At 62.1% G+C, this 11,539-nt stretch carries 11 protein-coding genes; all 11 read left to right on the top strand.

The window, feature by feature from the left end:
• Positions 1 to 154: 154 nt before the first annotated feature.
• The 11 genes from ftsH (at position 155) to ACIQTW_RS15495 (ending at position 10,748) form a co-directional block, all read left to right on the top strand.
• A complete protein-coding gene (gene ftsH, locus ACIQTW_RS15545; RefSeq protein ID WP_017198273.1) occupies positions 155 to 2,224 on the top strand; it encodes an ATP-dependent zinc metalloprotease FtsH in 2,070 nt (689 codons plus the stop codon).
• Between the two features lie 10 nt (positions 2,225 to 2,234).
• Positions 2,235 to 2,870 (top strand): GTP cyclohydrolase I FolE, encoded by a 636-nt coding sequence (gene folE, locus ACIQTW_RS15540; protein WP_402938510.1) that lies wholly within the window; start codon positions 2,235 to 2,237, stop codon positions 2,868 to 2,870.
• Between the two features lie 5 nt (positions 2,871 to 2,875).
• Positions 2,876 to 3,781, top strand: a complete 906-nt coding sequence (folP, locus tag ACIQTW_RS15535) for a dihydropteroate synthase (protein WP_402938508.1) — start codon at positions 2,876 to 2,878, stop codon at positions 3,779 to 3,781.
• Between the two features lie 12 nt (positions 3,782 to 3,793).
• Positions 3,794 to 4,153: a dihydroneopterin aldolase gene (gene folB / locus ACIQTW_RS15530; RefSeq protein ID WP_402938505.1), complete on the top strand. Its 360-nt coding sequence runs from the start codon at positions 3,794 to 3,796 to the stop codon at positions 4,151 to 4,153.
• Entirely contained in the window at positions 4,150 to 4,695 is a 546-nt protein-coding gene (folK, locus tag ACIQTW_RS15525) for a 2-amino-4-hydroxy-6-hydroxymethyldihydropteridine diphosphokinase (RefSeq protein ID WP_402938502.1), read from the top strand. Before folB ends, folK begins: the two co-directional genes overlap by 4 nt.
• A complete protein-coding gene (locus ACIQTW_RS15520; protein ID WP_402938499.1) occupies positions 4,692 to 5,213 on the top strand; it encodes a DUF3180 domain-containing protein in 522 nt (173 codons plus the stop codon). Before folK ends, ACIQTW_RS15520 begins: the two co-directional genes overlap by 4 nt.
• Positions 5,194 to 5,706, top strand: a complete 513-nt coding sequence (locus ACIQTW_RS15515) for a PH domain-containing protein (RefSeq protein WP_017198279.1) — start codon at positions 5,194 to 5,196, stop codon at positions 5,704 to 5,706. Before ACIQTW_RS15520 ends, ACIQTW_RS15515 begins: the two co-directional genes overlap by 20 nt.
• Positions 5,703 to 7,316: a PH domain-containing protein gene (locus tag ACIQTW_RS15510; protein ID WP_402938495.1), complete on the top strand. Its 1,614-nt coding sequence runs from the start codon at positions 5,703 to 5,705 to the stop codon at positions 7,314 to 7,316. The genes ACIQTW_RS15515 and ACIQTW_RS15510 overlap by 4 nt, the downstream gene beginning before the upstream one ends.
• Positions 7,309 to 8,217 carry a Rossmann-like and DUF2520 domain-containing protein gene (locus tag ACIQTW_RS15505; protein WP_402938493.1) on the top strand — a complete coding sequence of 303 codons (909 nt, stop codon included), beginning with the start codon at positions 7,309 to 7,311 and terminating at the stop codon, positions 8,215 to 8,217. The genes ACIQTW_RS15510 and ACIQTW_RS15505 overlap by 8 nt, the downstream gene beginning before the upstream one ends.
• A 5-nt stretch (positions 8,218 to 8,222) precedes the next feature.
• Positions 8,223 to 9,125 (top strand): pantoate--beta-alanine ligase, encoded by a 903-nt coding sequence (gene panC / locus ACIQTW_RS15500; protein ID WP_402938492.1) that lies wholly within the window; start codon positions 8,223 to 8,225, stop codon positions 9,123 to 9,125.
• Positions 9,126 to 9,230: 105 nt separating this feature from the next.
• The gene (locus ACIQTW_RS15495; RefSeq protein WP_402938490.1) at positions 9,231 to 10,748 is read left to right on the top strand and encodes a DHA2 family efflux MFS transporter permease subunit; all 1,518 of its coding nucleotides are present in this window, start codon (positions 9,231 to 9,233) and stop codon (positions 10,746 to 10,748) included.
• Positions 10,749 to 11,539 lie beyond the last annotated feature (791 nt).

The raw sequence follows: 11,539 nt of genomic DNA, 5'->3' as shown, positions 1-11,539 counted from the left end.
GAGTATCCTGTGTACGCCCAGAGGGAACTTTTGGACTTTCCGATGCGTGAATTACTGGGAACGGTGTATAGCTTGAAACTGAAGCAGCACCACTCGCGCGCAGAAGTTGCGCCTTGCAGCACTACCAGGAGGGACGGGGCAAAACCCCGATCAGATGAAAGCTAAGAGTTTCTTCAAGGGCCCGGGCATCTGGATTGTTGTCGTCGTTGGCTTGCTCCTGGTGGCATTCGCAACACTGGCTCCGGGTGGTTCCACGCGCATTGACACCAAAGACGGCCTCGAACTCCTTTCCCAAAGCGGGAAGGTTGAGCAGGCCAAGATTTTCGACGCCGAGAACCGCGTTGACCTGGTGCTCAAGGACAACCTGAACCTGGACGGCCAGGACAAAGGCAAGAACGTTCAGTTCTTCTACGTCACGGATCGCGGTCCGGATGTGGTGAAGGCTGTCACCAACGCCAACCCGGATAAGGGCTTCACTGACCAGCCGGTGGAGAACAACTGGTTCTCCGGCCTGTTCTCCCTGCTTATCCCTGTACTACTGCTCGGTGTCCTGTTCTGGTTCCTGCTTTCCCGTATGCAGGGTGGCGGCTCCAAGGTGATGCAGTTCGGCAAGTCCAAGGCCAAGCTGGTCAACAAGGACATGCCGCAGGTGACGTTCTCCGACGTAGCCGGTGCTGACGAAGCCGTGGAAGAGCTCCAGGAAATCAAGGAATTCCTCCAGGAGCCGGCCAAGTTCCAGGCCGTTGGTGCCAAGATTCCCAAGGGCGTGCTGCTCTACGGCCCTCCAGGTACCGGTAAGACGCTGCTGGCCCGCGCTGTCGCCGGCGAGGCCGGCGTTCCCTTCTTCTCCATCTCCGGCTCGGACTTTGTTGAAATGTTCGTCGGCGTTGGTGCTTCCCGTGTTCGCGACCTTTTCGAACAGGCTAAAGCAAGCTCCCCGGCCATCATCTTCGTCGACGAAATCGACGCCGTTGGACGTCACCGCGGTGCCGGCATCGGCGGCGGAAATGACGAGCGCGAGCAGACCCTGAACCAGCTCCTCGTCGAGATGGACGGCTTCGACGTCAAGACCAACGTCATCCTTATCGCGGCCACCAACCGCCCTGACGTCCTGGACCCCGCGCTGCTGCGCCCGGGCCGTTTCGACCGGCAGATCACTGTGGAAGCCCCGGACATGATCGGCCGTGAACAGATCCTTAACGTCCACGCCAAGGGTAAGCCGATGGCCCCGGGCATCGACCTCAGGGGTGTTGCCAAGAAGACTCCCGGCTACACGGGTGCGGACTTGGCGAACGTTTTGAACGAAGCTGCCCTGCTGACCGCACGTTCAAACGCCAATCTCATTGATGACCGCGCACTGGACGAGGCAATCGACCGCGTCATGGCAGGCCCGCAGAAGCGTAGCCGCGTCATGAAGGAACTCGAGCGCAAGATCACCGCCTACCACGAGGGTGGCCACGCGTTGGTTGCTGCGGCCCTTAGAAACTCCGCCCCTGTCACCAAGATCACCATCCTTCCCCGCGGTCGTGCGCTCGGTTACACCATGGTGATTCCGGAAGACGACAAGTACTCGGTCACCCGCAACGAACTGCTCGACCAGATGGCCTACGCCATGGGCGGGCGTGTTGCTGAGGAAATCGTGTTCCACGATCCCTCCACGGGTGCTTCCAACGACATCGAAAAGGCCACTTCCACGGCCCGGAAGATGGTTACCCAGTACGGCATGAGCGAACGTGTTGGTGCCGTGAAGCTGGGCCAGGGCGGTGGCGAGCCGTTCCTCGGCCGCGACGCCGCTCAGGAGCGCAACTTCTCCGACCAGATCGCCTACGTTGTGGACGAGGAAGTACGCCGTCTGATCGACCAGGCCCACGATGAGGCTTACGCCATCCTCACGGAAAACCGGGACGTTTTGGACCGCTTGGCGCTGGAACTTCTGGAGCGGGAAACACTGAACCAGACGGAGATCGCCGAGATTTTCCATGACATCCGGAAGCGCGATTTCCGCGAGATCTGGTTGTCCAAGGAATCCCGTCCCGTCCAGTCCATCCCGCCCGTGGAATCCCGCGCCGAAAAGGCGGAACGCGAAGCCCAGGAAGAGGCCAAGAAGGCCCGATTGGACGAGCCTTTGGACGTAGTAGCACCCCACGCCCAAGGAGTCAGCAGCCAGGAGTCATTCCAAGCCCCGCAACCCGACGGCGGCAACGACCACCCGCATCACGGCTAAGCTTTCTGCTGTGACTCATTTCGACGACGACGACGACCTCGCCGCCGCCCACGGTTCCGCCGCGGGCTCCAAGCACGGCCACAAAGTGGACCGCCCGCGCATTGAAGCGGCTGTCCGCGAGATCCTCCTGGCGATAGGTGAAGACCCTGAGCGCGGAGGCCTCCTGGACACGCCAAAGCGCGTGGCCAAGGCTTACGCCGAGGTCTTTGCAGGGCTGCACCAGCACCCTGCGGATGTCCTGTCCACCACGTTCGACCTCGACCATGAAGAGCTTGTCCTCGTGAAGGACATCCCTTTCTACTCGACGTGCGAGCATCACTTGGTGCCGTTCCACGGCGTCGCGCATGTTGGTTACATTCCGTCACATGACGGAAAAGTGACCGGACTAAGCAAGTTGGCGCGGCTGGTCGATATCTATGCGCGCCGGCCGCAGGTGCAAGAACGCCTCACCACGCAGATTGTTGAGGCACTTGTGAAGCACCTCAACCCCCGCGGTGCGATTGTGGTCGTCGAATGTGAACACATGTGCATGTCCATGCGCGGCATTCGCAAGCCCGGCGCAAAGACCGTCACCAGTGCGGTGCGCGGTCAACTCCATGACCCGGCCACCCGCGCCGAGGCCATGAGCCTCATACTCGGAAGGTAAGCACTATGGACTCCCTCGCTGCAGCACCTGGAACCGGCCCGGCCACAAGCCCGCTGCCGATTCTTCGCAAACCGCGACCCGCTGCCAGGTTCGAGGACCTGCCAACGGACCGCACGCTCGTCATGGGAATCCTCAATGTCACCCCGGATTCGTTCAGTGACGGCGGCACCCACCGGACACCGGACACCGCCATCGCACTCGGCCTGCGCATGTTTTACGCGGGTGCAGACATCATCGACGTCGGTGGCGAATCCACCCGTTCGGGCGCCGAACCGGTTTCCTCCGAAGAGGAACAACGACGCGTCATTCCGGTGATCCAGGCACTGGTGAAGGCCGGTGCGCTGGTCAGTATCGACACGATGCATACGTCCACCGCCGCCGCTGCCATTGAGGCGGGTGCGGCCATCATCAACGATGTCTCCGGCCTGACGATTGAACCGGACATGCCCGAGCTCGTTGCCCGGACCAAGGTTCCGTATATCCTGACGCACCGCCGGGGCGACGCCCTGACCATGGACAGCCTCACGGATTACAACAACGTCACGGAGGACGTGGTGGCCGAGCTCAGCGGCGTCCGCGACAAGCTCTATGCAGCTGGTGTTGCGCCGGAGCAGATCATTGTCGATCCCGGTATCGGTTTTTCCAAGAAAGAGGACCAGAACTGGGAGATCCTTAAGAACCTGGACCAACTCTTCACGCTGGGCCACAAGGTGATGGTTGCCGCTTCCCGCAAACGGTTCCTCGGTTCGCTCCTGACAGTGGCCGGTAAGTCCGCTGCGCCGCTGGAACGTGACGCAGCCACTGCTGCCATCACCGCTTTGAGCGCCACTAAGGGCGCCTGGGCTGTCCGCGTTCACGACGTCGGCCCCAGCCTTGACGCCGTCAAGGTCGCCGCCCGCATCTCCCGCTGATTGGATACCGCTGTGGACAGGATCACGCTGACCGGCGTTACCGCCGTCGGTTATCACGGAGTGTTCGATTTCGAGCGCCGTGACGGCCAGCCTTTCGTTGTTGACGCCGTGCTGTACGCAGACTTCACCAAGGCGGCTGAGACGGACGATCTCCAGCACACGGCCCACTACGGTGAAGTGGCCGAACTGATCACCAAGCACATCGAAGGCGAGCCCTTGAACCTCATTGAGGGCCTCGCCGTCAGGATTGCCGAGGGCATCCTCGAGAACTACAACGTGGCCGCCGTCGATGTCACCGTCCACAAGCCCAAGGCGCCCATCGAGGTGCCGTTTGGCGACGTCACTGTCAGCGTCCACCGGGAGCGATCATGACGTCCGGCTATACCAAGGTCATTCTGGCTCTTGGCAGTAATCTGGGGGAGCGGAACGACACCCTCTCCACCGCCGTCGCGGACCTGGTGGACCCGCCGGAGGTGCGCCTCCTGGGTGTATCGCCGGTGGTGCAGACCAAAGCCGTGGGCGGTCCCGAGGGCCAACCGGACTTCCTCAACATGGTCATGGCCGTAGAGACCACGTTGACCCCTCTGGAGCTCCTGAAGCACTGCCACGCGGTGGAACAGAAGCATCACCGCACCCGAGAGGTGCGCTGGGGCCCTAGAACGCTGGACGTGGACATCATCGTGTTCGGTGACGTCCTTAGCGACGATCCCGTTCTGACTATTCCGCATCCGCGGGCAGCTGAGCGCGCTTTCGTGCTTTACCCGTGGTCCTTACTGGAGCCGCACGCCACGCTGAACGGCGAAAGCGTGGCTGAACTGGCCGCCGTCGCCGCTGACATGCCGGACATCAGGCGGTTCGACGGCTTCGGTGACGTGGCCGGCGTGCCGGCGACAGGAGCAGTGGAACAGCCATGAAAGCAATGCGCCCCGTAGTTCTGGTGCTCATCGCCGTCATCGCTGCCGTCATTGGATGGTTGGCTACGGTCACTACCAACCGTTTCAGCATGCCAACACCGGTACTGCCGGTCTCCGCACTCATCACCATGGCTGTCATCGCGGTCCTGACGCTCATCATGGGCATCCGGGTGCTGCGTTGGCGCAACGGCAAGAAGAAGAACCTGCTCAACCCGATCCTCGCGGCACGGACGCTGATTCTTGCCCAAGCCTGCGCCTATGCCGGGACGTTGCTCCTTGGCTGGCACGCCGGAATCGCGGTGGATCTTCTCCGTATCGGTGGTTTGCGCGGCGGCGAGGGGATTCTGTGGAATGCCCTGCTGATGGGCGGAGGCGGTGTGGTGATGGTGGTGGTTGGACTCGTGGTGGAGCGGTTCTGCCGGATCCCGCCTGAGGACCTGGAAGGTGGTACCGCCGGACCGGAAACCCGTCGAGGCGAAACAAAAGGTGAAGGCGAGTATGCATACCGAGGCGATTGATCCTCCCGGCGTCCAGTGGCTGAGGGTATCCCCGAAGTACGTCACGGTTCGCTTGGTGGAGTGGGCTATCGGCAACGTATTGATGCTCGCGGTCCTCAGTTTGCCTCTCATCTTCGTGCTGCTCGGCTGGTGGCGGTGGCCGCCGTTGTGGCTGGCCATCACGGTTCCCGCGGTGATGCTGGTGTTGGCGTTGTGGCGGCTCGTGCTGATTCCACGGCAGGTTCGTGCGATCGGCTATGCCGAGCGCGACGATGACCTCCTCATCCGCCGCGGCATTTTTTTCCAGCGGACCATGGTGGTCCCTTATGGCCGGATGCAATACGTGGACGTTGCTGTTGGTCCCGTTGAACGCAGCTTGGGACTGTGCACGCTCAAACTTCACACCGCGTCAGCGGGAACAAACGCGCAACTGCCTGGCCTTCCCTCAGCAGAGGGGGCACGCTTGCGCGAGCAGCTTTCGGCTCGCGGAGAAGCCAGGTTGGCCGGGCTGTGAGCCTGGAGAATAGCGCAACTGAGAGCCTCCCGGGCAAGCCGGAAACAGCGGTCGACGGCGGCTGGAACCGGGTCCACCCCGCGTCACCTTTTGTTCGCGGCTGGGTGGCGTTGGCCGCCGTCGGGTTCTTCTTTGGCCGGGACGCTTTCGAGCGGATGCTGCAGGGCCGGGATTTCCTTGACCCGAACCTCAGCGGCCGGGTGCCGTGGCTCCTTGCCGGCGGCGCTGTGGTGCTGCTGTTGACGGTCGGCGGTTTTATTCTCAGCTGGTACTTCACGCGCTATCAGGTGGCCGAGGGGTACGTTCGCGTCAATACTGGCTTCCTCTTCAAGCAGCAACGGCAGGCCCGTTTGGATCGTGTCCAGGCAATCGACATTGTGCAGCCGCTTTTGGCGCGGATCTTCGGGCTCGCTGAGCTCAAGTTCGAGGTGGCCGACGCCGGTGAGTCGGCAGTGCGGCTCGCTTACCTCCCGCTTGACCAAGCCAAGCAGCTGCGTGCCACCATCCTTGCCCGGGCGGCGGGCGTGGTCATTGGGCCAGAGACCGCAGAGGAAATTCCGGAAGCTCCTGAGCATGTTGTGTTGTCCGTGCCGCCGTCCCGGCTCATCGGTTCCTTGCTGCTGAGCGAGCAGACCATCGGAATCCTGGCCGGCGCCGCCGTAGTTGTTGTCGTCTCCGTTTTCACGCAGAACCAGACACTATTCTTAGCGCTCATCCCCGCCATTCTGGGAATCGGCGCCGCGTACTGGAACTCCTTCAATAAGGGCTACAACTTCACTGCTGCAATCTCGCCGGACGGTATCCGCCTTCGATACGGCCTCCTGGATACCCAGGCGCAGACCTTGCCTCCCGGACGCATCCAAGCGCTCATGGTGACGCAGCCACCCCTGTGGAGGATCTTCGGCTGGTATCGGATGCACGTAAATGTCGCGGGTTACGGGGTCTCGGGCAGTACCGAGGGTGCTGCCCGCACCATGTTGCTACCTGTTGGCATGAAGTCTGATGTCCTGCGGATGATGTCGTTGGTGCTGCCTGATCCTGGAGCAGAGAATCCGGAACGGGTATTCACTGCGGGGCTGGATGGACTTGGGCCTGTGGGAGCTGGCCCGGCGCATGGGGACGGCTTCATCACCACTCCCCGCCGCGCCCGTTTGTTGGCCCCGTTGGGCTGGCGTCGCAATGGATTCTTTGCCACCGAAACTGCCCTGCTGATCCGATCCGGCCGCTGGTGGCACACGCTGGTCGTGGTTCCGCACCAGCGGACGCAATCCATGGCACTGCACCAGGGTCCTTGGGCGAGGCGCTTCCGAGTAGCCGATCTTGTCCTCCACACCACGGCAGGTCCCGTCTCACCCCGGGTGTTCCAAGCCGGAGTAGAGCAGGCCGTGGAGCTCTTCGATCAGCAGGCCGCCCGTGCCCGGGAAGCACGGAAGAGGCAAACCAGTGAACAGTGGCTCGCGCAGGTGGCTCCGCAGGCCCCGGAGGTCGCAGCCGCCATGCAGGACCAATCCGGTCAGCCGGAACCACCGGCTCAGCCGGAACCACCGGCTCAGCCGGTATTTCCGGCTCAGCCCCAGACTTCACAACAGGAGGACCGCCACGATGTCTAGGCCAGGACGACTCGGCGTCGGAATCATCGGTGCCGGCAAGGTGGGCGCCGTGTTGGGTGCCGCTTTGCGCGCAGCCGAGCACGCCGTCGTCGGGGTTTCTGCTGTGTCCGAGGCGAGCCGCGAGCGGGCTGAGAACCTTCTTCCCGGCGTCCCGATCCTTGAGATTCAGGACATCGTGGAGCGGTCCGAGCTCGTTTTGCTAGCCGTCCCTGACGACGCCCTCGGCGAGTTGGTCGCGGGGCTGGCCAAGCTCGGAGCCTGGCAGCCCGGTCAACTGGTGGCGCATACCTCAGGCCGGTTCGGCGTCGGCATCCTCAACCCGGTCCGCGCGGTCGGCGCGATACCGCTGGCACTTCATCCCGCCATGACCTTCACGGGCATGAGCCTGGACCTGACCCGGCTCATGGACTGCACTTTCGGGGTCACTTCCGATGCTGCGATGCTTCCAATTGCCCAGGCACTTGTGGTGGAGATGGGTGCAGAACCGGTAGTGATTGCCGAGGCAGACCGCACCCTCTATCACGCATCACTTGCGCACAGCTCGAACCACATGGTCACGCTGGTGGCGCAGGCGTCGCAGATGCTGCGGGAGATCGGCGTCGAAACGCCTGAGTCCATGTTGGGTCCGCTGTTGCGTGCGACGCTGGAGAACGCACTCGCGTCCGGTGAATCTGCTCTGACCGGTCCAGTAGCGCGCGGGGATGTGGGCACCGTTTCCGCGCACGCCCAGGCCTTGAAAGAGTACGACGGCGGTGCAGGCGGCGATGTTCTTGCGGCGTACCAGGCCATGGCGCGGGCCACTGCGCGCAGGGCAGGGAACCGCGGAATGCTGCGACCCGAGCAACTGGACGAAATTGACGAGGCTTTGGGCGCGGAACCCAAGGCGCCGGAAGGAAACTGAACAGCATGGCCATCAAACTCGTGACCACCGCGACGGAACTGCGGGCCGAGAGCGCCAAACTCCTGGCCTCCAAAGATGGAAGTTCGCAGGGGCTCGTGCCCACCATGGGCGCATTGCACTCGGGTCACGCCGCTTTGGCCCGTACAGCCGTGGCAGAGAATGACGTGGTGGTGGCCACCATCTTCGTGAATCCGCTGCAATTCGGCGATGCCGTGGACTTGGACCGCTACCCGCGCACTCTTGACGCCGATATGGCACTGCTTGAAGCTGAGGGTGTGGACCTGGTTTTCGCGCCGTCCGTGGAGGAGGTATATCCGGGAGGACAGCCTCTGGTTCGGGTGACGTCAGGCCCGCTCGGCGACAAGTGGGAAGGCGCCTCGCGTCCCGGGCACTTCGACGGCGCCCTCACCGTGGTGGCCAAGCTGCTGCACTACGGACTACCCGGAGGTGCTGCCGCGGACGGGACGACGGCGGCCTACCGGGCCTACTTCGGGCAGAAGGACGCGCAGCAGTTGGCGTTGGTGAAGCGAATGGTCTCGGACCTGAACTTCCCTGTCGAGATTGTTCCTGTGCCGATCGTTCGTAGCGAGGACGGCTTGGCGTTGTCCAGTCGCAATCGATTCCTTTCCGAGGAAGAACGCGACGCCGCCTTGGTGTTATCGCGGGCTTTACGCCTTATTGAGTCCCGCGCGAACGCACATGAACCGCTGGACCTCGATTCCGCCGTCGAGCTTGTGGCGTCCCAGCCGCTGGTGGAACTGGACTATTTCGACGTCGTCGATCCCGTCACGCTGGAACCGCTCGCGGAGAACTGCAAGGAGACTCCCTTCCGCGGTGAGGGTTTGGCGATCATCGCCGCCAAGGTGGGACCCGTGCGGCTTATCGACAACGCTCCGTTGTTCTCCTAACGTTTGGAATTTTTCTGCTGACGGGAATTGGATAGGCGTTTAGACTGTTTTAGTCTTCACCGGCACAGATCGCCGGACACCAAATCCAATCCTTGGGGAATCCTCATGTCTACCGACGTCACGTCCGACGCCAACGGCAAGTCCGAATCGGGCGCTTCCGGCACTGTCATCTCTGCAGAGGCATCAGCCCCGCTGACTCCGGTGTCAAAGGCACCAGTCTCGCAGGCCCCCGTGTCCGGGAAGATGTCACGCGAATCCGTGACCGTCATTGTCACGTTGCTGGTGGCAACCTTCGTGGTGATCCTCAACGAGACCATCATGAACGTCGCCCTCCAGCGCCTCATGACGGACCTGCAGGTGAGCGCGTCCACCGTGCAGTGGCTGGCCACTGGGTTCATGCTGACCATGGCTGTCGTCATCCCTACCACCGGCTTCATCCTGCAGCGGATGAGCACACGCGGGGCATTCATGCTTGCCATGGGACTCTTCAGCGGTGGAACGTTGCTGGCCGCATTGGCGCCCGGATTCCTGGTGTTGCTGCTTGCCCGCATCGTCCAAGCAGGTGGTACTGCCATCATGCTGCCCCTGCTGATGACCACTATTCTCACTCTGGTGCCCATGTCCAAGCGCGGTGCCGTCATGGGCAACGTCAGCATCGCCATCTCAGTTGCGCCGGCCATGGGACCCACCGTTTCCGGCATCATCCTGGACCACTTCTCCTGGCGCTTCATGTTCGTGTTCGTGCTGCCGGTTGCACTAGCGGCCTTCGCCATCGGCGCCAAGTACCTCACCAACGTGGGGGAGCGCGAGAAGACCACTTTGGACGTTCCTTCGGTGATCCTTACCGTGCCCGCCTTTGGTGGCCTGGTTTACGGCCTGAGCCAGATCGGTGGCGCCGACGCCGGCGTTGTACCCGTCATTGCACTGGTAGTCGGCGTCCTCTGCTTGGCGCTGTTTGTCTTCCGGCAGCTCAAGCTCCAGAAGTCCGACTCCCCGCTGCTGGATCTCCGTGCCTTCAAGTTCCGCATGTTCACGGTTTCCACGCTGCTCATGGTCGTTGCCATGATGGCCCTGTTCGGCGGCGTGATCCTTTTGCCGCTGTACCTCCAGAACACCCTCCACCTTCAGCCCTTGGAAACCGGACTGGCTCTGCTGCCGGGTGGTCTGGCCATGGGCTTGCTGGGGCCGGTCATCGGGCGGATCTTCGACAAAGTGGGTCCCCTGCCGCTGACCGTAACGGGCTCAGTACTTATGGTCCTGACCCTGTGGCAGTTCTCGCGTCTGGATGAGGGAAGTGCCCTCGGCTGGGTTATTGCCCTGCACGTCACCCTGAGCCTTGGGCTGGCCCTGCTGTTCACGCCGGCATTCACCACTGGCCTCAATCCGCTGCCCCCGCACCTCTACTCCCACGGTTCGGCGATCATCAGCACCGCACAGCAGGTCGCCGGTGCAGCCGGGACGGCGTTGCTCGTGTCCATCTATGCTGTGGTTTCTGCGTCTTCGGGCGAGGTAGCCGGTATGCAGACAGCGTTCCTCGCCGCGACCGTTATCGCCGTGGCCGCTGTGGTGCTTGGCGCCATGATGCGCAAGACCGAAGGCGCCGGAGGCCACGGGGGCCACTGAGCCCGCCCCCTTTCGACGCTCTCTCACTTCCCTCGGGTTTGGCCTCAACGCTTCCTCACTTTTGGTGGGGGAGCGTTGTTGCTTTAGGGGTATGTGTTGGTCGAGTCGGTTGAGGCTCGACGGCGGCGGTTGGGTGTTGGCCGCTGCCTCCTTTCGACGTTCTCTCACTTCCCTCGGGTTTGGGTTGATCGCTCTCTCGCTTCCCTCGGGTTTTTCTGCGTGACGCGCTTCACAGGTGCGGGTTTGAGGTGGTTGGAGCGATTTTTGGGTTGTTTTCCTTGTGTTTGCGGGGGTTTTGGGTGGTGTTGGGGTGGATTTGGTGTGGGGGTTGGGCGCGTGTAAAGTTATTCGAGTCGCCGCCGCTGATGCGGAAAGATAGCGATCGACTCCCTTTCAATTCACCGGTTCCGGTAGTGCTTTTGTGTGCTTCAGGTTGGTGGGGGAGGCCCGGGGTTTGGTTTGCTTTGTGCGGCTGGTTCGGGTAAGTTTGAAAAGTTGCTCCGGAGCGATCCTGGCCCCTTGTGGGGGGTTTGGTGGTGCCGGGTGTGTCTGTTGTTTGAGAACTCAATAGTGTGCCAAGTTTGTTGATACCGATTGTTTTATCAATTGGTTGAAATTATGGCCGGATCGTTGCGCACCCCCGTGTGTGGTGGTCTGGTTTTCAGCTGGTTTCGAATTTTGTGCAGCCGCGTTCTACCGTTATTTCCGGTGGGTGTGGTTGTGTCTGTTTGGTTTTGTTTTACTTCAACGGAGAGTTTGATCCTGGCTCAGGATGAACGCTGGCGGCGTGC

It is taken from the genome of Paenarthrobacter sp. NPDC090517 (assembly GCF_044769165.1).
Classification (GTDB): Bacteria; Actinomycetota; Actinomycetes; order Actinomycetales; family Micrococcaceae; genus Arthrobacter.
Note: the sequence above shows the minus strand (reverse complement) of the source record. Positions and strands in the feature narration are given on the sequence as shown.

What these genes read in the sequence shown, in the direction of transcription:
- ftsH (WP_017198273.1), top strand. Translation starts at nt 155, where the DNA reads ATGAAAGCTAAGAGTTTCTTCAAGGGCCCGGGCATCTGGATTGTTGTC.
- folP (WP_402938508.1), top strand. Translation starts at nt 2,876, where the DNA reads ATGGACTCCCTCGCTGCAGCACCTGGAACCGGCCCGGCCACAAGCCCG.
- folK (WP_402938502.1), top strand. Translation starts at nt 4,150, where the DNA reads ATGACGTCCGGCTATACCAAGGTCATTCTGGCTCTTGGCAGTAATCTG.
- ACIQTW_RS15520 (WP_402938499.1), top strand. Translation starts at nt 4,692, where the DNA reads ATGAAAGCAATGCGCCCCGTAGTTCTGGTGCTCATCGCCGTCATCGCT.
- ACIQTW_RS15515 (WP_017198279.1), top strand. Translation starts at nt 5,194, where the DNA reads ATGCATACCGAGGCGATTGATCCTCCCGGCGTCCAGTGGCTGAGGGTA.
- ACIQTW_RS15505 (WP_402938493.1), top strand. Translation starts at nt 7,309, where the DNA reads ATGTCTAGGCCAGGACGACTCGGCGTCGGAATCATCGGTGCCGGCAAG.
- panC (WP_402938492.1), top strand. Translation starts at nt 8,223, where the DNA reads ATGGCCATCAAACTCGTGACCACCGCGACGGAACTGCGGGCCGAGAGC.
- ACIQTW_RS15495 (WP_402938490.1), top strand. Translation starts at nt 9,231, where the DNA reads ATGTCTACCGACGTCACGTCCGACGCCAACGGCAAGTCCGAATCGGGC.